The sequence below is a fragment of the Sphingopyxis sp. J-6 genome (assembly GCF_046603995.1).
Classification (GTDB): domain Bacteria; phylum Pseudomonadota; class Alphaproteobacteria; order Sphingomonadales; family Sphingomonadaceae; genus Sphingopyxis.
Genome location: NZ_CP145810.1, coordinates 4,385,034 through 4,405,659, shown reverse-complemented (window position 1 = coordinate 4,405,659; position 20,626 = coordinate 4,385,034). Strand labels below are relative to the sequence as shown.

Annotated in this window: 22 protein-coding genes and 1 tRNA gene; 13 read left to right on the top strand and 10 right to left on the bottom strand. The window is 67.3% G+C overall.

Annotation, left to right across the window (positions count from 1 at the left end; all coding sequences use genetic code 11):
- The first annotated feature begins 120 nt into the window (after positions 1-120).
- Genes V6U71_RS20990 through V6U71_RS20980 form a run of 3 tightly spaced genes read left to right on the top strand, consistent with a single transcriptional unit; the run spans position 121 to position 2,113 of the window.
- A complete protein-coding gene (locus tag V6U71_RS20990; protein WP_411340220.1) occupies positions 121-471 on the top strand; it encodes a hypothetical protein in 351 nt (116 codons plus the stop codon).
- Positions 472-479: 8 nt separating this feature from the next.
- Positions 480-1,814 (top strand): ShlB/FhaC/HecB family hemolysin secretion/activation protein, encoded by a 1,335-nt coding sequence (locus V6U71_RS20985; RefSeq protein ID WP_411340219.1) that lies wholly within the window; start codon positions 480-482, stop codon positions 1,812-1,814.
- Complete coding sequence (locus tag V6U71_RS20980; RefSeq protein ID WP_411340218.1) at positions 1,811-2,113, top strand: hypothetical protein; 303 nt, start codon at positions 1,811-1,813, stop codon at positions 2,111-2,113. Before V6U71_RS20985 ends, V6U71_RS20980 begins: the two co-directional genes overlap by 4 nt.
- Here the strand turns inward: V6U71_RS20980 and V6U71_RS20975 are convergent.
- The gene (locus tag V6U71_RS20975) at positions 2,065-2,565 is read right to left on the bottom strand and encodes a hemerythrin domain-containing protein (RefSeq protein WP_411340217.1); all 501 of its coding nucleotides are present in this window, start codon (positions 2,563-2,565) and stop codon (positions 2,065-2,067) included. The genes V6U71_RS20980 and V6U71_RS20975 overlap by 49 nt on opposite strands.
- Before the next feature lie 178 nt (positions 2,566-2,743).
- Complete coding sequence (locus V6U71_RS20970) at positions 2,744-3,301, bottom strand: DUF4402 domain-containing protein (RefSeq protein ID WP_054732420.1); 558 nt, start codon at positions 3,299-3,301, stop codon at positions 2,744-2,746.
- Between the two features lie 111 nt (positions 3,302-3,412).
- Here V6U71_RS20970 and V6U71_RS20965 point away from each other — a divergent pair, with 111 nt between their 5' ends.
- The 3 genes from V6U71_RS20965 to V6U71_RS20955 are packed head-to-tail and all read left to right on the top strand — an operon-like array spanning position 3,413 to position 6,604.
- Positions 3,413-4,336 carry an ABC transporter ATP-binding protein gene (locus tag V6U71_RS20965; RefSeq protein WP_411340216.1) on the top strand — a complete coding sequence of 308 codons (924 nt, stop codon included), beginning with the start codon at positions 3,413-3,415 and terminating at the stop codon, positions 4,334-4,336.
- Positions 4,329-5,915, top strand: a complete 1,587-nt coding sequence (gene nadB / locus V6U71_RS20960) for an L-aspartate oxidase (RefSeq protein ID WP_411340215.1) — start codon at positions 4,329-4,331, stop codon at positions 5,913-5,915. The genes V6U71_RS20965 and nadB overlap by 8 nt, the downstream gene beginning before the upstream one ends.
- Positions 5,912-6,604 (top strand): Crp/Fnr family transcriptional regulator, encoded by a 693-nt coding sequence (locus V6U71_RS20955; RefSeq protein ID WP_411340214.1) that lies wholly within the window; start codon positions 5,912-5,914, stop codon positions 6,602-6,604. Before nadB ends, V6U71_RS20955 begins: the two co-directional genes overlap by 4 nt.
- Here V6U71_RS20955 and V6U71_RS20950 read toward each other — a convergent pair.
- The 5 genes from V6U71_RS20950 to V6U71_RS20930 form a co-directional block, all read right to left on the bottom strand.
- Positions 6,601-7,035, bottom strand: a complete 435-nt coding sequence (locus V6U71_RS20950) for a hypothetical protein (RefSeq protein ID WP_411340213.1) — start codon at positions 7,033-7,035, stop codon at positions 6,601-6,603. The two genes, V6U71_RS20955 and V6U71_RS20950, sit on opposite strands and share 4 nt — an antisense overlap.
- 78 nt (positions 7,036-7,113) lie before the next feature.
- Positions 7,114-7,359: a GlsB/YeaQ/YmgE family stress response membrane protein gene (locus tag V6U71_RS20945; protein WP_411340212.1), complete on the bottom strand. Its 246-nt coding sequence runs from the start codon at positions 7,357-7,359 to the stop codon at positions 7,114-7,116.
- Positions 7,360-7,427: 68 nt separating this feature from the next.
- On the bottom strand, positions 7,428-7,820 hold the full coding sequence (locus tag V6U71_RS20940) for a GxxExxY protein (protein WP_411340211.1): 393 nt from the start codon (positions 7,818-7,820) through the stop codon (positions 7,428-7,430).
- 39 nt (positions 7,821-7,859) lie between these two features.
- Positions 7,860-9,059, bottom strand: a complete 1,200-nt coding sequence (locus V6U71_RS20935; RefSeq protein ID WP_411340210.1) for a M20 metallopeptidase family protein — start codon at positions 9,057-9,059, stop codon at positions 7,860-7,862.
- Positions 9,056-10,231 (bottom strand): acyl-CoA dehydrogenase family protein, encoded by a 1,176-nt coding sequence (locus tag V6U71_RS20930; protein WP_411340209.1) that lies wholly within the window; start codon positions 10,229-10,231, stop codon positions 9,056-9,058. Before V6U71_RS20930 ends, V6U71_RS20935 begins: the two co-directional genes overlap by 4 nt.
- Before the next feature lie 116 nt (positions 10,232-10,347).
- On the opposite strand from V6U71_RS20930, the gene V6U71_RS20925 reads away from it, so the two are divergent.
- On the top strand, positions 10,348-11,619 hold the full coding sequence (locus V6U71_RS20925; RefSeq protein WP_411340208.1) for a dipeptidase: 1,272 nt from the start codon (positions 10,348-10,350) through the stop codon (positions 11,617-11,619).
- A 3-nt stretch (positions 11,620-11,622) separates the two neighbouring features.
- Here V6U71_RS20925 and V6U71_RS20920 read toward each other — a convergent pair whose 3' ends face one another.
- On the bottom strand, positions 11,623-12,045 hold the full coding sequence (locus tag V6U71_RS20920) for a DoxX family protein (RefSeq protein ID WP_411340207.1): 423 nt from the start codon (positions 12,043-12,045) through the stop codon (positions 11,623-11,625).
- Complete coding sequence (locus V6U71_RS20915; RefSeq protein ID WP_054589807.1) at positions 12,042-13,334, bottom strand: FAD-dependent oxidoreductase; 1,293 nt, start codon at positions 13,332-13,334, stop codon at positions 12,042-12,044. The genes V6U71_RS20920 and V6U71_RS20915 overlap by 4 nt, the downstream gene beginning before the upstream one ends.
- Positions 13,335-13,503: 169 nt before the next feature.
- On the opposite strand from V6U71_RS20915, the gene V6U71_RS20910 reads away from it, so the two are divergent.
- The 6 genes from V6U71_RS20910 (at position 13,504) to V6U71_RS20885 (ending at position 19,389) form a co-directional block, all read left to right on the top strand.
- Positions 13,504-13,577, top strand: a tRNA-Gln gene (locus V6U71_RS20910).
- Positions 13,578-13,803: 226 nt separating this feature from the next.
- Positions 13,804-16,071 (top strand): S9 family peptidase, encoded by a 2,268-nt coding sequence (locus V6U71_RS20905; RefSeq protein WP_411340206.1) that lies wholly within the window; start codon positions 13,804-13,806, stop codon positions 16,069-16,071.
- A complete protein-coding gene (locus V6U71_RS20900) occupies positions 16,068-17,210 on the top strand; it encodes a mandelate racemase/muconate lactonizing enzyme family protein (RefSeq protein WP_411340205.1) in 1,143 nt (380 codons plus the stop codon). The genes V6U71_RS20905 and V6U71_RS20900 overlap by 4 nt, the downstream gene beginning before the upstream one ends.
- A gap of 45 nt (positions 17,211-17,255) precedes the next feature.
- Complete coding sequence (locus V6U71_RS20895; protein WP_411340204.1) at positions 17,256-17,564, top strand: hypothetical protein; 309 nt, start codon at positions 17,256-17,258, stop codon at positions 17,562-17,564.
- Between the two features lie 20 nt (positions 17,565-17,584).
- Entirely contained in the window at positions 17,585-19,108 is a 1,524-nt protein-coding gene (locus V6U71_RS20890) for a PepSY-associated TM helix domain-containing protein (RefSeq protein WP_411340202.1), read from the top strand.
- Entirely contained in the window at positions 19,105-19,389 is a 285-nt protein-coding gene (locus V6U71_RS20885; protein WP_411340201.1) for a DUF3325 domain-containing protein, read from the top strand. The genes V6U71_RS20890 and V6U71_RS20885 overlap by 4 nt, the downstream gene beginning before the upstream one ends.
- Positions 19,390-19,413: 24 nt before the next feature.
- Here the strand turns inward: V6U71_RS20885 and V6U71_RS20880 are convergent, their stop codons facing one another.
- Positions 19,414-20,520 (bottom strand): DNA alkylation repair protein, encoded by a 1,107-nt coding sequence (locus V6U71_RS20880; RefSeq protein ID WP_411340200.1) that lies wholly within the window; start codon positions 20,518-20,520, stop codon positions 19,414-19,416.
- Positions 20,521-20,626: the final 106 nt, after the last annotated feature.

The window sequence follows — 20,626 nt, the reverse complement described above, 5'->3', positions numbered from 1 at the left end:
TCGCTGCCGCGCGATGGCTACCAATCACGATGAACGATATTTAACCATATGAAAATTCGGAACTAAATATTCCGGCACGACGCTTTTTCGTCGGGGGCAGACCGTGCCAAGGAGGAAGTTATGCCTTTTTCCCGACTTGCTATCCACCCGTCCCATCTTGTTCTGATCCCGGCATGCCTCGCGCTCGCCGCGTGTGAATCCTCGGGTCATTACCGCGTCGGCAGCGTCGGCCCGGCGGGTCCGGCCGGCGCCGCCGGTGCGCGCGGCCCGGCTGGTCCCGAAGGGCCTGCCGGCCCGGCCGGTCCCGCAGGCCCCGCCGGAAACGGTGTCGGGCTCGGTAACGCAGGCGCCCTCGCGGTTGGCGGCCTTGTCGGCCCCGGCACTGCGACGCCGGCCGGCGGGCTCGTCTCGGGGGTCACCGGAACGGTCAGCACGCTCCTCGGCGGGCCGAAGCCGAAGGGCGGCAACTGATACCGCCGTTGCGCAGTCTGCGCAGCTTCGGGGTCGCGGCGGCAGGGGCCTTGCTCCTGCCCGCTGCGGCCTCGGCAGCGCAGCCGGCTGCCACGCCGATCGACGGCCGGCCGCCGCTCGCCCCGACGCAGGGCCGCGACAATCCGCTCCCCGACCCCGAAACGTCCAAAATTGCGCTCGGCAAGGTCGAGCTCGGCGCGCGGCCCGACGTCACCATCCGCGAAATCCGCTTCATCGGCGCCGGAGTTCCGCGCAATGTCGCGCGCGCGGCGCAACGCTTCGTCGGCAAGCCCGCGTCGGCGGACAATCTGACCAGGCTCGCCGCCGCCATGACGCGCGCCTATAACCGGTCGAGCGTCGCCCTCTTCACCCTCGTCATCCCCGAACAGGATTTGTCCGACGGCGTGATCGATGTCGCATCCGCCGAAGGTCATGTTTCGACCGTGACGCTGAGCGGTGAAAGCGACGGCGGCCCGGCGCCGCTGATCGCCCGGATGGCGGCCCGCCTCCCCGGCGAGCGCTCGTCGTCCCGCGCGCGTTTCGAGCGCGTGCTCGGCAATATCGGCGATGTGCCGGGGGTCACCGTCACCCCAGCGCTGGCGCTCGGCAGCGAGCCCGGCGCGGTTGCGCTCGACCTTGCACTCGACGCCAAGAAGCCGACCGTCGGCCTCGGTTTCACGACCCGGACCAGCCAGTTCGTCGAGGACGGCATCGTCGAAGCGAACGCCCGCGGCAGCAGCCTGCTGCGAAGCGGCGACGAAACCCGGCTGACCGGCGCCGCGGCGCTCAACTTCAAATCGCTCCTCTATGTCGCAGCGAGCCATGCGACGCCGATCGGTGCCGACGGTACGCGCGCCGAGCTGTCGCTCGCGGCGCTCCGCACCCGGCCGCGAAACCTCGCCATCGACGGCGACGCGTGGAGCGCGGGGCTCGGCGTTTCGCACCCGCTCATCCGGGCGACGCGGCGCAACCTGACGCTAGCGGCGCGGATCGATTATCTCGATTCCGAAAATGCGCTGTTCGGATCGACGATCGCCGCCGAAACGACCTGGACGGCCAGCACCAGCCTCGCCTTTCGGCTCAGCGAGGACCGCACCGTGGTCGGCGCCCGGATCGGCGCCGCGAAGGGCCTCGATATCGCCGGGGCCCGGGTCGATCCCGGCACCGGCGAGGCGGGTTTCCTCTATGCCGACGCGGGGATCGAGGCGAATCAGGCGATCGGCAAGATCGCCGTCGCGCGGGTCGCAGCGACCGGCCGCTGGACGCGCGACCGCCTGCCCGCTGCACAAAGGTTCAGCGTCGGCGGCGCCACATTCGGCCGTGCCCCGACGACGGTCTTGTGAACGGCGACCGCGGTATCGCGACCTTCGGCGAACTCGCGCTGCGCCCGCTGGCCACCGGCAAATTCTCGAAGAGCGAGATCTACGGCTTTATCGATTATGCCGATGTCACGTTGCTCGCGCGGCCGACAAACCCCGACACGGATTTCCGGCTTGGCAGTTGGGGCGGCGGCATTCGCCTTTCCTATGCCGAATATGCCACCGTCGGGGTGGAAGTCGCCGACGCCTGGAAACAGCCGGTTCCTGGCTTCGATCAGGGTTGGCGCGTCGCATTCAGCTGGAAATTGTCGATCCGGCCCTGAACCGCGACCGCCGCGATGGCGCCGCGGGCCGGGCGGAGATTTTCGGCGAGCGGATAGAGGTCGGCTTCCTCGCGCTCGATCCGGACCGCCAGCATATCGAGCATGATCGCCGTTGCGCGGCAGAAGTCCGGCCATGCCGCCGCGACCTTCGCTTCGGTCCATTCGGCATCATAGGCGGCGAAATCGTCGGCAAGATCGCCCATTTCGAGTTCGAACTCGCGCGTGATCCGGATCAGTTCGGGATCGCCGCTGGCCTTGAGTCGCGGGTAGAGGATCCAGTCCTCGCATTTGAGATGGCGGAGCAGCGTGTCGCGGAGCAGGCCGCGCGCCGCCGCCAGTTCGGTCATCCGCGGCGGCTGCGGCGCACGGATCAGGCCGGTCAGGATGCGCGCCAGCGTGACCAGCGCCGCATGCTCGTCGCGCAGTCGCTGCATTTCACGGGCGAGGGGCATATAGAGGTTCCAGCGATGCGAGTGGTCCCTCAAGCCCCGCGATAATGGCCCGCCGTGAAAAGAAGGTAAAGGCCCGGCCCGCTTCCTGTTCCGCCGCCGCAAATGACGGCACCGGCGAGCGCCCTTTCAGGCGCAAGTGGCCCCCGGTGCCGTCCTCCCCACAAGCAGACGTTGAACGTCAAAGATAATTCAGGGTGATCGTGAAACTGCCGCTATAGTCGCCGGGCGCCTGATTGGCGCCGACCTCCAGCGTGGCGCCGACCGGAAAGTTGTAATTGCCGAGCACGCTGTCGATGCGGAAGCGCGTCGGCGAGGTCGACAGGATCGCGGTCGGCGTGCTGCCGATCTCGAAATCGCGCACCCGCATCCGCGTGCCCGGGCCGGTGATCCAGATCGTGTTCGACCCCAGCGAAATATTGACCTGCCGCTGCGGGGTGCCGAGCCCGGCGAAGCGCGCGGGTTCGCCGCCATTGCCCGCCAGCGTCACACCGCCGGTCTTCGTCCGCGATCCGTCGGGATAGAGGCGCACCGTTCCGGCGCTCCCCGATGCGATGATATCGCCGAAATCGAGGTCGTTGACCTTGAAGAAGGAAAGCGGCCGCAGCACGATGGCTTCGGCCTCGGTCTGCGCATTGTTCTGCGCCAGCGCCGGCGAAGCGGCGGGCGCGAGCAAAAGCGCAAAGGCGGCTAGGCCGCGCTGCGCAGGCAGCGGGCGGATGGTGTGTCTGGTCCTCACATCCCGCGTCCTAACAGCGACCTGCCAATTTAGCGTTAACGCGGCGCTGACCAGAAATAGCGGCGCGATGAAGCCTTTCCCCGCCGCGAGAGCGCAGCTATGGAAACGCGCATGAGTGAAGCCGCGATCCGCATCGACGCCGTCTCCAAAACCTATGCCGGCGGCAAGCGGGCGCTCGACAACATCAGCTTCGACGTCCCGCGCGGGCAGATCTTCGGGCTCTTGGGCCCGAACGGCGCGGGCAAGTCGACGCTGATCAATATCCTCGCGGGGCTGGTCAACAAGACGAGCGGGAGCGCAAGCATCTGGGGCTTCGACATCGACGCCGACCCGCGCAACGCCAAATATTCGATCGGTATCGTTCCGCAGGAGATCGTCTTCGATCCCTTCTTCACGCCATTCGAGACGCTCGAGAACCAGGCCGGGCTGTACGGCGTGCCTCGCGACAAGCGTATTTCGGACGAACTGCTCGCCGCGGTGCACCTGTCGGACAAGCGCGATGCCTATGCGCGCACGCTGTCGGGCGGCATGAAGCGCCGCCTGCTCGTCGCCAAGGCGATGGTGCATTCGCCGCCGATCATCGTGCTCGACGAACCGACCGCGGGGGTCGATATCGAACTGCGCCAGCAGCTCTGGTCCTATGTCCAGTCGCTCAACGACCGCGGCGTCACCGTCGTGCTGACGACGCACTATCTCGAAGAAGCCGAAGAGCTCTGCGACCGCATCGCGATCATCAACCATGGCCGGCTGATCGCCAACAAGCCGACGCGCGAACTGGTCGACATGGCGCGCGAGAAGATCGTCGTCGTGACGCTCGATGCCGACGTCACCGACCTGCCGAGCCACCCCGCCTTCGACAAGGTCGAACGCGAGGGCGAGCGGGGGCTCGCGATCAGCTACAACAAGGACCGCGCCAATGCCGGCGAAGTGCTCGCCGCGGTCAACGCGATGGGGCACGGCATCGTCGACGTCTCGACGCGCGAAGCCGACCTCGAAGATGTGTTCCTCAACCTGACGCGAGCCGCCAATGGCTGAAGCGCTCACCCACGACGTCATCATCGTCGGCTCGGGCGCCGCGGGTCTCACCGCCGCGATTGCGCTCGCCGATCATTGCCGCGTCCTCGTGCTCGCCAAGGGCGAACTCACCGGCGGGTCGACCGCCTGGGCGCAGGGCGGGATCGCCGCGGTGCTCGATGCGGGCGACACGTTCGAAAATCATATCGAGGATACGATGGTCGCGGGCGCCGGATTGAACCGGCGGCAGACGGTCGAGTTCGTCGTCGAGAACGCCCCGCACGCGATCGAGCGGCTGATCGAGATGGGCGTCCCCTTCAACAAGGAAGCCGAAGCGCTGCATCTGACGCGCGAGGGCGGCCATTCGCACCGCCGCATCGTCCATGTCGACGACGCGACCGGCTGGGCGGTGCAGGCGGCGCTGCTGAAGACCGCCGAGGCGCATCCGAACATCACGCTGCTGCCCGGTCAGGCGTGCATCGACCTGATCACCGGCCGCCACGAGGAACGCTATTCGGGCTCTGGCCGCGTCTGGGGCGTCTATGCGCTCGACGAGAAGAGCGGCAAGGTTCGCGCGCACGTCGGCCGCGCGACGATCCTCGCGAGCGGCGGGGCGGGGCGCGTGTACCAGTTCTCGACCGCGCCGCGCGGCGCGACGGGTGACGGCATCGCGATGGCGTGGCGCGCCGGCGCGCGCGTCTCGAACATGGAGATGATGCAATTTCACCCGACCTGCCTCTATAATCTCGACGTCAAGAATTTCCTGATCACCGAGGCGGTGCGCGGCGAGGGCGGCATCTTGAAGCACCCGGTGACCGGGCACCGCTATATGCCCGACTATGACGCGCGTGCCGAATTGGCGCCACGCGACGTCGTCGCGCGCGCCAACGACGACCAGATCAAGCGCTTCGGGCTCGACTATGTCCATCTCGACATCAGCGACAAGGATCCCGACTTCGTCGCGGGGCATTTTCCGAACATCTACGAGAAACTGCTGACGCTCGGCATCGATATGACGAAGCAGCCGATCCCGGTGGTTCCGGCGCAGCATTATACCTGCGGCGGGATACTGATCGACCTCGACGGACGCACCGACCTGCCGGGGCTCTATGCCGCGGGCGAATGCACCGAAAGCGGGCTCCACGGTGCGAACCGCCTCGCGTCGAACAGCCTGCTCGAATGCTTCGTCTTCGGCGAAGCGGCGGCGAAGGACATTGTCGCGCGCTGGGCCGAACTCGATGCGCCGCCCGCGATCCGCCCGTGGGACGAAAGCCGCGTCACCGATTCCGACGAGGAAGTGGTGATCAAGCAGAACTGGACCGAGATCCGCCGCTTCATGTGGAACTATGTCGGCATCGTCCGCACCACCAAGCGGCTCGAACGCGCGCAGCACCGGATCAAGATGCTGACCGACGAGGTCGGCGACTATTACGGCCATTTCCGCGTCACCACCGACCTCATCGAGCTGCGCAACCTCCTCCAGTGTGCCGAGCTGATCGTGCGCAGCGCGCTCCACCGCAAGGAAAGCCGCGGGCTGCATTACACGCTCGACTATCCCGACCTGCTACCGCAAGCGGTCGACACGGTGCTGGTGCCGTGAGCGACGCGCTCGATTGCGCCGGCTGTCCCGTGCGCGATCGGGCGGCCTGCGCGGCGCTCGCCGACGACGAACGCGCCGGCCTCGCCCGGATGGGCCGGCACCGCGACCTCGTGCGGGGCGAAATGCTGTTCGCGCCCGGCGACGACAGCGCGTGCGCAACCCTGCTCTCCGGCGTGTTGAAGGTGGTCCGCACCGATGCCGACGGGGTCGAGCGGATTGTCGCGCTCGTGCACCCGGCGGGCTTTACCGGCGAGATTTTTGCGGCGCCCGACGATTGCGAAGTGACCGCGGCCAGCACGGCGCGCGTGTGCATTTTCCCGCGCGCCGATTATGCGCATATGGTCGCCGAAAACCCGCGGCTGGCGGCGGGGGTGGCGCGCCGCGCGATGAAGGCGGCATCGGAAACGCGCGCACTGCTCGATCTGGTCGGGCGGCGAAAGGCCGATGCGAAGGTCGCGGGGCTGATCCTCGCGCTCGCCGATGCCGCGGGACCGGCACCCTGCTCGCCCGCCGCAACTTTCGACCTGCCGCTGACGCGCGGCGAAATGGCGGCCCTGCTCGGGATCAGTATCGAAACGGTCAGCCGTCAATTGGGCGGCCTCGAAGACGCCGGCCTGATACGGCGGCACGGCGCGCGCGGACTGGAAATCCGCGACGCGCCGGCCTTGCATGCGCTATTGGCCGATTAGAGTGTCGCGACGATCGTCGCGACAATGAGGCCCCACCCCAAAATCAGCACGGGCAGCATGAGCACTTGCGCCGCGGCGCCCGTGCCGTCGAGACGGCCGGTCAGCGTCTCGACCCCCTCGCGCATGAACCGGTTCCAGCTCAGCGGCTGCGCGGCGTGATCGGGCTTCATCCGCACCCACATCGCCGGCGTGCCGAACGCCATGACGATGTAGATCGAAAAAATCGCCATCGGGATCGCAAGGCCCTTGTCGGCGAAGGTCGCGGCCATCACGCCGAGGAAGGCGAAATAGAGCGCGACGGTCGCCGCGAACAGCCCGGTCGGCAGGTCGAAGCTGCGGACGACCGCAACGCTGCGGTCGACGGCGATGGCAGCGAGCGGTGCGGGCGCATCGACGATGCGAAAGGCGGAAGCGGGGATATGCTTGCTCATGACGGGGCTCCTTGGTGATGAGCCACGCTATGCGCCGAGTTGCGCCGGCGCGCTTTGACGATGGTCAAACGCGGCGGATCATCCCCCGATACCGAGCAGCCGCCCGACGAAGATCAGCACGATCGCGCCGATCACCGACGCAAGGCAGCCGGCGCGGTGAAAGTCGCCGCGGCCGCGCGAGGTGGCAAGCCCGGCGAGCAACGAGCCGCCGACCCCGAGCAGGATCGTCGCAACCCACCCCATCTCGACCGCACCGGGATAGAAAAAGCGCGCCAGCGCGCCGATGATCAGGCCCGAGACAATCGCGCCGATGATATTGATCATGTTGTTTCCTTTCTCGGCATTGTAGATGGCCGAAGCCTCCTAAAGTCTCACACAAAGACACGAAGATGTCAGCGCTTGAGGTCGCCGTTAGCGATTCGCCTCACACCTTCCTTGAAGGTGCCGCCGCCGAAATTGATGAGGAGGCCCAAAGGCAGATCGAGCAACCGCAGATAGGTCAGAACTTGTTTGCTGTGGAGCGGCGCGAGCCGCTCGACCGACTTGAGCTCAATGAGGAGGCGTCGCTCGATCAATAAATCGGCTCGAAACCCCTCAGCCAGTTCGAGGCCATCGTACCGTATGGGAATTGGCTTCTGTCGTTCGATACGAAGCCCCCGTCGGATCAACTGGTCGGCCATGATCGCCTCATAGGCCGATTCCAGCAGGCCCGGGCCCAACTCGCGATGCAGTCGATAACCGCAATCGATCACGATGCTGGCGAGTCCTTCCAGGTCAGGCGGCATCCACTGCCCTCTTTGTGTCTTTGTGTGAGATTATCGCGTTCAGAAACCGTCGTTCAGAAACCGTTCGGCCAGCGCCGCGTGCAGCGCCGCGCCGCGCGCCATCACGCTTTCGTCGAGCACCATATGGTTGCTGTGCAGCCCGCAGCATTGCCGCCAGTCGCTGCCCGCCTCGCTCGCCCCGAGCCAGAACATCGCGCCGGGCACCTTTTCGAGCACGTAAGAGAAATCCTCGGCGCCCATCACCGGATTGTCCATGGTGAGCCACGCTTCCTCGCCGAAGGTCTGCTCGACCACCGACTGGCCGAACGCGACCGCGCGGGCGTCGCAGACGGTGACGGGGAAGCCTTCGTCGATCCGTACCTCGGCGGTGCAGCCATGCGCTTCGGCGATCGCCGGGGCGAGACGCTTCAGTTCGCGCGCGACCATCGCCCGGCGTTCGGGCGACAGGGTGCGGATCGTGCCGAGCATCTCGGCACTTTCGGGGATGATATTGTTCGTCGTCCCTGCCGCGATCTTCGCGACGGTGATCACCGCCGGGTCGAAGACCGAGATGCGGCGCGTCACCATCGTCTGGATCGCGGTGACAATGGAACAAGCGACCGGGATCGGGTCGACCGCATCGTGCGGCATCGAGGCATGGCCGCCCGCACCCTTGACGGTGATCGCCAGGACATCGGACGACGCAAGCAGCGGCCCGGCACGCCCGGCGAAAATGCCGTGCGGCGCGTTGGGCATGATGTGGAGCGCAAAGGCCGCGTCGGGCAACGGATCGATGATCCCGTCCTCCAGCATGAAGCGCGCGCCATGATGGCCTTCCTCGCCCGGCTGGAACATGAACATCACCGTCCCGGGCAGCCGGTCGCGTGCCGCGCACAGCAGCTTCGCCGCGCCGACGAGCATCGCGACATGCGTGTCGTGCCCGCACGCATGCATCGCGCCGCTGATCTCCGAGGAAAAGTCGAGCCCCGTGTCCTCGATCAGCGGCAACGCATCCATGTCACCGCGCAGCAGCACGGTACGGCCGTTCGCGGGACCGCGCAGGATCGCGACGAGCCCGGTCGTCGACGGCCCCTCCCGAAATTCGAGCGGCAGGCCGGCGAGCGCCGCCTTGATCTTCGCCAGCGTCTTCGGATTCTGCAAACCCAGTTCGGGCTCACGATGAATCGCACGGCGAAGGTCAACGAGGTCGCCCAAGAGGGTTTCGGCCTCGGCGGGCCAGCTTCGGACAAGCTCGTTCATCTCTTTCCTCCAAACAACTGCCGCCCGGCAAGATCGAGCATGATTTCTTCGCTGCCGCCGCCGATCGCGTTGACGCGGACCTCGCGGTAGATGCGTTCGACCTTGCTGCCGGTGATATAGCTTGCGCCGCCCAGCACCTGTGCGGCCTCGCGCGCCACGCTTTCGAGCATGCGTGTCGCCTGCACCTTCAGCATCGCGAAGTCCGCGGGGCGATCCCTGCCCTCCTTCACCTGCCAGGCGCAAAGGTCGACCCACGCCTGCGTCGCCTCGATCTGGCGTTCCATGTCGGCGAGCTTGATGCGGATCGACTGGTGGCCGACGAGTGGCTTGCCGAACGTCTCGCGCTGACCGGCCCACGCCGCCGCCTCGGCCAGCGCGACGCGGGCATAGGCGCAGCAGCCCATCGCCATGCCGAGCCGCTCCGAATTGAAGTTGCGCATGATGCCGATGAAGCCGCCATTTTCCGGCCCGATCAAATTGGCCGCGGGGACGCGGACGCCGTCGAAGTGGATCGCGGCGGTGTCGCTGCAACGCCACCCCATCTTGTCGAGCCGCGTCCGCTCGATCCCCGGGCTCGCCATGTCGATCAGCAGCAGCGAGATACCCGCCGCGCCCGGCCCGCCGGTGCGCACCGCGCAGGTCAGCCAGTCGGCGCGCATGCCGCTGGTGATGAACATCTTGCCGCCGTTGACGACAAAATCGCCGCCATCCCGGATCGCGCTCGTCTTCAGATTCGCAACGTCGCTGCCCCCGCCCGCTTCGGTGATACCGAGCGCGATGATCTTTTCGCCCGCCAGCACCGGCGGCGCGACACGCTGTTTCAGCTCTTCGGATCCCAGCGCGAGGATCGGCGGCAGCCCGATACCGTGCGTCATCAGCGACGCGCCGAGCCCGCCCGCGCCGACCGCCGCGAGTTCCTCGGTAACCACAAGGCTATGGAAATTGTCGAAGCCTTCGCTGTGCCCGCCATATTGCTCGGGATAACGCAGCCCGAGAATGCCCGCGTCGGCGGCTTTGCGGTGCAGGTCGCGCGGCAGTTCGCCCTCGGCTTCCCAGCGGTCGATATGCGGCGCGATCTCGCGCGCGACAAAGCGGCGGACGCTCTGCGCCAGCGCCTCATGGGTTTCGTCATAATAGGGCGAGCGCGCGCGCCAGTCGTCGAAGGCCGTCATGGCGCACAGGCTGAGCGGAGAGCGGCGCGGGGTCAAGGGGGCGCCGTCCATCTATCGCTCGCCGCGAGCAAATCTCGGGCTCGATTTTCATGCGCGAGCCCCTAAGGTTGCGCGCCATGAACAAGCGCACCCTGCTCGCCGGCCTCGCCGCTCTCGCCCTCCTGTCTTCCCCCGCCAACGCGCAACAATCGCCCGAGGCGGTCGCCGAGGCGGCGCTCAAGCGCGCGCCGGTATTCGACGGCCACAACGACGTGCCGTGGGCGCTGCGCCTGCGCGTCGGCAATGTGATCAACGACTTCGATTTCCAGGACACGACCGACACCGCACGCCCCGATGCGACGCCGCCCGAACTCGCGATGCACACCGACCTGGCGCGGCTGCGCAAGGGCCGCGTCGGCGCGCAATTCTGGTCGGTCTATGTCCCGTCGAACGACGACGAAGCCGAAGCGGTGCAGCAGACGCTCGAACAGATCGACGTGATGAAACGGCTGGTCGCGCGCTATCCGAACGACCTTGTGCTCGTGCCCGATGCGGCGGGGCTCGAAAAGGCGATGAAGGCCGGCAAGATCGGCGGCATGCTGGGGATGGAGGGCGGCCAGTCGATCGGCTCGTCGCTTGGCGTGCTGCGCCAAATGTACGACCTCGGCGCGCGTTACATGACGCTGACCCATGGCAAGACGACGCCATGGGGCGACAGCGCGACCGACGCGCCGAAGCATGACGGGCTCACCGATTTCGGGCGGCAGGTGGTGCGCGAGATGAACCGCATCGGGATGATCGTCGACCTCAGTCACGTCAGCGAAGCGACGATGAAGGACGCGCTCGAAACCGCGAAGGCCCCGGTGATGTTCAGCCATTCGGGCGTGCGCGCGGTCAACGACCATCCGCGCAACGTGCCCGACAGCGTGCTGCCCGCGGTCAAGGCGAACGGCGGCGTGATCATGGTCGTCTTTTATCCGCTTTTCCTCGATCCGGCCGTGCGCGCCCGCGATCTTGCCCGCACCGCCGAAAAGGCGCGCATCGACGCGCAATATCTCGGCAATCCCGCGGGCGCCGAAGCGGCGCTGAAGGCGTGGGACGACGCCAATCCGGTGCCGCCGACGCCGATCGCGAAAGCGGCCGACCATATCGACCATATCCGCAAGACGATCGGGGTCGACCATATCGGGCTCGGCAGCGACTATGACGGGATCGAGATCACGCCGACGGGCATGGAGGATGTGACGGGCTACCCCGCGCTGCTCACCGAACTCGCGCGGCGCGGCTACAGCCAGGCCGATCTCGAAAAGATCGCAAGCGGCAACATGTTGCGCGTGCTGAAGGCGGTCGAAGCCTATGCGGCGAGCCAGAAGGGCCAGCCGCCGGTCGAAACGCCGGTCGCGAAATAAGGATCAGCGGCGGCGGAACGGCCAGTCCACCGCGCCGCTGGCCCACAGCGCCCACCAGATGATCAGCGGCTGCGCGGCCAGCCGCGGGCCATGATACCACCAGCCGAGCGTTTCGCCGCCGATCGCGACCTGCGCAAAGGCATGGTGGAAGTTCGCCGGCCACACGCACAGCGCATAGAGCGCAAGGCCCCACCCGGCGGCCTTGCGCACCCGCGGGATCATCAACCCGATGGCACCGGCGATTTCGGCCACGCCGGTCGCCGCGACGACGAACCCCGGCTCGGGCACCCACGGCGGCGTGATCGCGAGGAAGGGCGCCGGTCGGGCGAGATGGAGATAGCCCGCCGCGCCATATGCCAGCGCAAGCAGCCCGCGAAGCGCGGTACGGATCCAGCCCTTCAACGCGCGCCCTTCGCCGGGCGTCACCGCCCGATGGCTTCGAGCATCGCTTCGATGGTGACGAATTTCTCGCGCGGATTGCCGTCGAGCGCCGCCTTGATCTCGGCTTCCTCGATCCGCCGCCAGTCGCGGAAGGTCACCGGCGTCACGCCGCGGCTGGCGAGCAGCGCGTCGAGCCCCGGGCGCCCCGCCTTGCCCGCGCCGCGCCCGATATCACCCAGTACCATTTCGCCGATCCGCGCCCCGTCGGGCTTGTTCGTGCCGATCGTCCCCGACGGGCCGCGCCGTGCCCAGCCGACGCAATAAAGGCCGGGCAGGATGCGCCCGTCGTCGTTGGCGAAGCGGCCGCGGCCATGCTCATAGGGCACGCCGGGGATCGGCGGCGTCTGGTAACCGATACAACTGATCACCAACCCGGCGTCGATCGCATAGGTCTCGCCCGTCCCGTGGCTGCGCAGCTCGCCATCGAGCGTCGTGCGCTCGACGATGACGCGCTGCACCTTGCCGTCTCCCTCGATCGCGACGGGCATGGCGAAGAAATCGAAATCGATCGTCACCGGCTTCGCGACGGGATTGGCGGCGAAACTGCGAAGGTGGGTGACCGACTTGCGCATCCCGGGCTCGAGCAGCGCGTCGTCGCCCTCGGGCGGCAGGTCGGCGGGGTCAACGCGCGGGCTCGCGCGGTCGAGGTGGCCCAGCTCGCCCAGCTCCTTCGGCGTCATCGCGATCTGGTGCGGACCGCGACGGCCGAGGATATGGATATGGCGCACCGCGCTTTCCGACAGCGCTGCGCGCGCGTGCGCGACGATATCGCTGCCGGCGAATTCGGCCGGCGCCTTTGCGAGGATGCGCGCGACGTCGAGCGCGACATTGCCGTTGCCGATCACCGCGACCCCGGCGGCGCCGAGCGGCGGATTCAGGCCGGCGAAGTCGGGATGGCCGTTGTACCAGCCGACAAACGCCGCACTGCCGATCACCCCGGGCAGGTCGGCGCCGGGGATGTCGAGCGGGCGGTCGTTCGGCGCGCCGGTCGCCAGCACGACGGCGTCGTACAGGCCGACCAGCTCGTCGATCGTCACGTCGCTGCCGACCGCGACATGACCGACGAAACGGACATTGTCGGTCAAAGCGACGCCTTCGTAACGCCGCGAGACCGCCTTGATCGACTGGTGATCGGGCGCGACGCCGGTGCGGATCAGGCCATAGGGGACGGGCAGCCGGTCGATGACGTCGACCGCGATATCGTCGGCCTTTTGCAAGGTTTCGGCGGTGTAATAGCCCGCGGGACCCGACCCGACGATCGCGACATGACGCATCAGCCCACTCCTTCGAGGGTGTCCGCGCGGGCGCGGCCCCGTCTCTTGTTATCGAGGGCGATGCTAGCGGCGAAATACGGCAGGGCAAGCGCACTGTTTGCCGACAGGCCACGCCCCGGCGCAGCGGCCTTGACAGGCGGCCCACGCAATCATATTGCGCCCGCCTCATTGCCCCGTCGTCTAATGGTAAGACTACGGATTCTGATTCCGTCTATTGAGGTTCGAATCCTCACGGGGCATCCATCTTCCCTTCCCGCCAGCCAGTCTTTTCGATGCGGCCGAACGCTTGCCTTGCGTCGGAGCGGCGACCCGATTTGGCTGTCCGCTATTCCCGGCCTTGCGGCCCGGCGTCGCGGGTCCGTTGACAGGTCAATACAGTAATGTATGGTTCTCGATGTCGAAGACGCGCCGGACGGCAATCTTCGGCGCGGGAGCAGCAGGCGCAATGCCGGGCAAACGAGGAAGCAAGATGCCGGATATATCGCGGAACGACGCGGAACAGAGGAAGCGGTTCGAGGCGTTTCTCGACATGGGTTCGCTCGTCAAGGGCGGCCGCGTCGCGGTGAACTGGCTGCCCGACGGGCGCTTCTGGTATGTGGTGGATGCGCCGCACAATGTGTCGATCAAGCGGTTCGATCCCCGGTCGGGCAAGGTCGACGATATGTTCGACGTCGCGCGCGTCCGCGACGCGCTGTCGGCGCTGCTCGGCCGCCCGCTCCCTTATGCCGGCCTCCCCTTTGCGAGCTTCACCGACGCTGGCGACGCGATCCTTTTCCAGTTCGAGGGGACGACATACCGGTTGAACCGCGAAGATCATGCGATCGCGGCCGAGCCGGCACCGAATTTGATGGAGCAATTGTTCGGCCGCACGCCGCAGCAGTTCGCCGGCCCGCGCCAATTCTTCCGCCCCTCCTATCATGCCGAAGTGCTGGCGGTTCCCGAAATGCCCTCGCCCGACGGCAAGATGCTGATCGGCCTCAAGGATCATAATCTGGCGCTGCACTATAGCGGCGACGGCCGCACCGAGATGCTGACCGACGACGGCGAGCGATATTGTGGCTGGGACGTCGAGTCGCTGCGCATCGGCCATGCCGCGGGCGGCTCGCTGGTCCACCGTACCGTCAATCCCTGGTCGCCCGACAGCCTGCGGCTTTTCGCCACCAAATTCGACCAGCGCCAGGTTCCGGTGCAGACGCGCACCCATCTCTTGAAACGCTATGACGAGGTCGAGGAGGTGCGGGTCGCGCGGACGGGCGATCCGATTCCGGTCGTCGAACCCTATCTGGTCGATGTCCTCCAGCGCAAGGCGATCCGCATCGACGTGCCGACCGAGGACCGGATGCTGCTGTTCCTCGGCTGGACGCCCGATGCGCGCCGCCTCTATTTCATGCTCTTCTCGCGCGATGCGCACGAAGCCGCGCTCTATGAAGCCGACGGCGTCACCGGCGCGGCACGGCTGATCCACCACGAGCGCGGCGACAGCTATATCCGTATCCAGCACCAGATCGTCTGGGGACGCCCGGGTTGCACCCTGCTCCCCGATCGCGGCGGCTTCCTCTGGGAATCGGAGGCCGACGGCTGGAACCACCTCTATTATTACGACATGGACGGCGGCTTGCAGCGGCGGCTGACCGACGGCGACTGGCCGGTGCTCGACGTCCTCGGCGTCGATGCGCAGGGCGGGCACGTCTATTTCACCGCGCATCACGATCCCGCACGGCCTTATGACGTGCATTTCTGCCGCGTGCCGCTGGACGGCGGTGCCGTCGAACGGCTGACGCCCGAGGCCGGTGTGCACGAAATCCAGCTTGCCCCCGACTTCGGCAGCTTCGTCGCGACGCGTTCGCTGCCCGACATGGCGCCGCAGAGCGAGGTCCGCCGCAGCGATGGCACGCTGCTCCACCGCTTCGACCCCGCCGACATTTCGGGTCTCGAAAAGCTCGGCTGGACGCCGCCCGAGCAATTTTCGGTCAAGGCCGCCGATGGCGAGACCGATATCTGGGGCGTCGTCTTCAAGCCTGCGAACTTCGATCCGGACGTCCGCTATCCGGTGATCGAATGGATCTACGGCGGGCCGCAGATCGTCAACACGCCGCATTATTTCTACGCCCCCGCCGGCTCGCCGATCTATGCGGTCAACCCGGCGCTGACCCAGCTCGGCTATGTCGTCGTCGTGCTCGATGCGCGCGGCACCCCCGAACGGTCGAAGGCGTTCCAGCAAACCTCCTACCGCGAATGGCGGCGGCACGTTGGCAACGATCATGCCGCGGCGCTGAAAGCCTTGGCCGCCGAGCGTCCGTGGATGGACATCGGCCGCGTCGGCATCTGGGGCCATTCATGGGGCGGCTATCACACCGTCGCCTGCATGCTCGACCATCCCGACGTCTATCGCGCCGGCGTCGCCTCGGCGCCGGGGTTCGAACCCTATGACTATTTCATCTACGAACCCTATTTCGGCGGGCCTCCCGGTCCCGACAACGCCGCCGCTTATGAGGATGCCTCGCTGTTCGCCGACGCACCCGGACTGCGGGGCGATCTGATGATCGCCACGGGGTCGAGCGACATGTGTCCGTGGCAGAATGCCAACAAGATGACCGATGCGCTGATTCGCGCCCGCATCGACCATGAATTCGTCCTCCTGCCCGACGAAATCCACGGCTATGGCGCGAAGCAGGAGAGCTATTTCATCGACAAGCTCGTCCGCCATTTCGACCGCTATCTGAAAAATCAAGGATGAACTGCCGGATCAGGGATATACGGGCGATCCCGGTCAACATCCCCTATCGCTCGGCCCCGGTGATGACCTGCGGCGCGATCGCCGCGTCGACGCGGACGATCATCATCGTCGAAACGACGACGGGCGAAACCGGATATGGCGAGGCGAGCTATGCCTTCCCCGCCGACATCATCGCCCGCGAGTTCGCGTCGGCGCTGATCGGTCTCGACGCGCTCGATCACGCGCTGCTGCGCCGCCACTGCCTGCCGCGCCACCTCGACCTCGGCACGCCCTCGCTCAAGATGCGGCTCGCGGTCTGGGGCGGGCTCGAGATCGCGCTATGGGACCTGCTCGGCAAGCACAGCGGCCTGCCGCTCTATCGCCTGCTCGGCGGCGCATGCCGGCCGCGGGCGCCTTTCGTTGCATATTCCTATGCCGAGCCCGATCCTGTCAGGGCGGTCACCGCGATGATCGACCGCGCGCGCCGCGCCATCGACGAAAGCGGCGCGCCGATTTTCGAGGTCAAGATCGGCGTCCATCCGATCGACCTCGAAATCGAGATGGTCCGCGCGCTCCACGACGCGCTTGCGGGACGCGCGCGGATCGCGGTTGACGCCAATATGGGCCTCAGCCTTGATGACGCCCGCAAATTCGCCGCTGCGACAGCCTCTTTTCTCGAAAATCTGGAGGAACCCGTCGCTTCGCTCGCCGACATGGAACGGATCGGCCGCGAATATCGCCTCAACGTGTCGACGCACGCCGCCGATATCGACCTCATACGCGCCTATCCCGACATCCGCGGGATCGTGCCGACGCTCGACGCCTGCGGCGGGATTTCGGCGGTGCGGCGGCTCGCCGAGGTGTGCAGCGCCCTCGGCCGCCGCCTGTGGCTGCGCTCGCACGCCGAATCGGGCATCGGCTGGGCGGCGATGGTCCATCTCGGGATCAGCCTGCCAGGGCTCGACCGGCCGGGACAGGCGCTGATCGATGCGATCGCCGACGACCTGATCCTCGGCGACCCCTGGCTCGTCCGCCGCGGCGGCGTCGTGCCCCCCGAAACGCCCGGGCTGGGCGTCGAGCCCGACTGGGAGGCGATCGGGCGATGCCACGACGCTTTCCTGAAAGACGGCGAGATTCAGGCCTTCACCCCATCGCCCTGATTTACGCTATTGCTAATTAGTCGCAAGATTGCGACAGGGGCCGCGATGGCGAAGGCGGCGGAAAAATTGCGAGGGGCGAATCGGCGCGACGTGACGCTGCGGATATTGGCCGCGGTGCCGCTGAACTATGCGCTGACCGCACTGCTCACGGTTTGGCTCGCACGGATCCTTCCCGGCGGCCCGGCGCAGGCGTCGGTCGGCGCGACCCTGATGTCCTTCGCGATCTTCGCGCTGATCGCGATGCTGTGCTTTGCGGTGCGCTCGACCGCGAAACTGTGGCTGGTCATGGTCGGTGCGGGCGCCGCACTCGCACTCGCCGACTGGCTGCTCATCCTGTGGGGCGGGCGGCTGTGAAGGGCGGGTTGCGGCAATCGATGGCGTGGCTCCACACCTGGACGGGGCTGGTCCTCGGCTGGCTGCTCTATGCCATTTTCGTCACCGGCACCTCGGCCTATTTCCAGGAAGAGACCACCCAGTGGATGACGCCCGAGATCGGCAGCATCGCGGTCGACAGCGACAAAAGCTATGCCGCGGCGGCGGACTGGCTCGCGCGCAAGGCGCCGGGCGCGACCGAATGGTCGATCTATCGTGCCGGCCAGCGCGCGCCGGGCCTGCAACTCTATTGGGCGAACGGCCCCGACGCCCCCGCCGACGCGCCGACCGAGGCGCGGCTCGACCGGCAGGGCCGCGAAGTGACGGCGCGCGATACGCGCGGCGGCTATTTCCTGTACCGGTTCCATTACGACCTGCATTACATCAACTGGTTTTGGGCGCGGTGGCTGGTCGGGATCGCCGCGATGGCGATGCTGGTGGCGATCCTGTCGGGCATCGTCACGCACAAGAAGATCATCGCCGACTATTTCATGCTGCGGCTGGGCAAGGGGCAGCGGAGCTGGCTCGACGTCCATAATGCGTCGAGCGTGCTGTTCCTGCCCTTCATCCTGATGATCACCTATACCGGCCTCGTGTCGCTGGCGACGCACTATATGCCGTGGGGGATCGCGGCCAATTATGCCGACACCGACAAATTCTACGCCGCCGCCTTTCCCTATCCCGATCCGGCCGAAAAGAGCGGCCCCGCCCCCCTCGCGCCAATCGGACCGATGGTCGCGGCGGCCGAACACCAGTGGGGCACCGCGGCGGGCGGCGTGCGCATCCTCAACCCCGGCGACCGCAGCGCGCAGGTGATCGTATCGAGCGGCGTCGACAACAGCCTGTCGGCGCGGCCGCGTTCGCTGACCTTCGACGGCGTCACCGGGCGGGTGGTCGGCCGGCACGACCCGTCGGGCGCCGCGACGACCACCGAAGGGGTGATGATCGGCCTGCATGCCGGCCGCTATGCACAGCCGGTGCTGCGCTGGCTTTACCTGCTGTCGGGTCTCGCCGGCTGCGTGATGGTCGCGTCGGGGCTGATATTGTGGACGGTCAAACGGCGCGCCCGGCTGGCCGATCCCGACAAGCCGCATTTCGGGTTCCGGCTGGTCGAGAAACTCAACATCGGCGCGATCGTCGGACTACCGCTCGGCATCGCCGTCTATTTCCTCGCCAACCGCCTGCTTCCCGTCGCGCTTGCCGGCCGCGCCGACCACGAGATCGACAGCCTTTTCCTCGCCTGGCTCGCCGTCTTCATCTGGGCCGCGGTGCGTCCGCCGCAGCGCGCCTGGGCCGAGACGACGGCGGCAACCGCAGCGCTGTTCGCCGCCGTACCCGTCGTCAACGCGCTCACCACCGACCGCGGCCTGTTCGCCAGCGTCGCGGCGGGCGAATGGATATTCGCCGGCTTCGACCTCGCGATGCTCGTCCTCGCCGCGGGCTTCTGGACCGCGCATCGCCGGATCGTCCGGCGCGCCGCGGACCAAACCCCGCGCCGCCGCCGCAGGGACGCTGCCCCCGCATGATCCACCTCGCACTCCTCATGCTGACCGCGGCCAGCCTCGCCTGCCTGTGCGCCGGCATCGCGCGGCATCAATCGGCGCTGTTCGGGCGCGCGTTGCCGGCGGGACAAAGCCGGCTGCTCAAACGGGCCGGATGGGCGATGCTGGCGATCGCGGCCGCCCTCGCCTGCACCGTCCTCGGCTCGGGCTACGGGCTCGTCGAGGCACTCGGCTTCGCCAGCCTCGGCGGCTTCGCCGCGATGGCGCTGCTCGCGCGCGCCAACCGGCAGCGCGGACGGCGCTGACCCGCCCCGGCCGAACCGGCGGGCTCAGTCCGGCGGCAGGATATCGAAAGCCGCGCGGGCCATCGTCTCGCCGTTGACGATCAGTTCGACGTCGTGCCGGCCCGGATAGTGGCGGCGGGTGCTGAAATCGCGAATGACCTGCCGGATCGCCAGCGCCGCGTCGGCACCGGCGGCAAGGTCGAATGTCCTGAGCTTGAAGACCTTTGCGCCGACCTTCCCGCCGGCGCGGGCGTAATGGATGCGGTAATCGACGACCAGCCGCTGCGCCTCGCCCGCAGTCGAGCGCAGTTCGGCGCCGATCGACAGCGTATCGCCAAGCCGCACCGCCTGCGGTTCGACCGCAAAGCGGCGCACCGCGACGGCAGCGCCATGCCGGACCCCGATCAAGGCCAGCGCCCGCGGATCGCCCTGCTTGATCAGCGTGCGCAGCGCGTGGCGGACGATCCAGACCGTATGCCTATTGTCGATGGGCCAGCCTGCGAGGCGGCCCAGCAGCCAGTCGGGCCGGTCCTTCGCAATATCGTTGAGATGGTTCGCGACCGACTTGCGGACATAAAGGCTGGGGTCGGCCTTCAGCATCTCGAGGATCGGCGCCGCCAGCGTCGGATCGGCCTTGAGCGCCGGGACGCGTGTCGCCCACGGCAGCCGCGGCCGGCAACCTTCGCTGGCAAGGCGGCGGACATGCTCGTCGTCGCTCGCCGCCCAGCCGGCCATGACGGCGAGCGTCCGGCCGGCGTCTTGCGCAAGGAAGGGCCGGATCGCAAACTCGGCGGTGCCGAAACGCGTCAGGTCGGCGAGCGCATCCATCGACGCGGCGAAATGATCGAGACCGTATCGCGCAATATATTCGGTCAGCGCCACGGCCTGAAAGCCGTGCGTCAGCCGCGGCGCCATCGCGCGCAGCACATCCAGCGCCGCATCATAGTCGCCGGGAAGCGCGACATGAAGCGCATCGGCGATATGCCGCACCCGCTCCATGATCGACAGCTCGCCCAGCCCGTCCGACGCGGCCGCAAGGAAGGCCGCGCGATCGAAAAGCGGCGAAACGTCCGCCCCCGCATCGGCGATGATCGTCAAAGCCTGCGGGCCGAGGATGTCCTTCAGCAGCGGGGCGGGGGTATCGTCGGGCATAAGCCTGCATGGCCGAGATATGGGTATGGCGCCAGCCATCGATGGCGTCGATGGCGGGTTTCGGTCGGAAGGCGACGCCGGCGTAAATCATATCCGTCACCCCGGG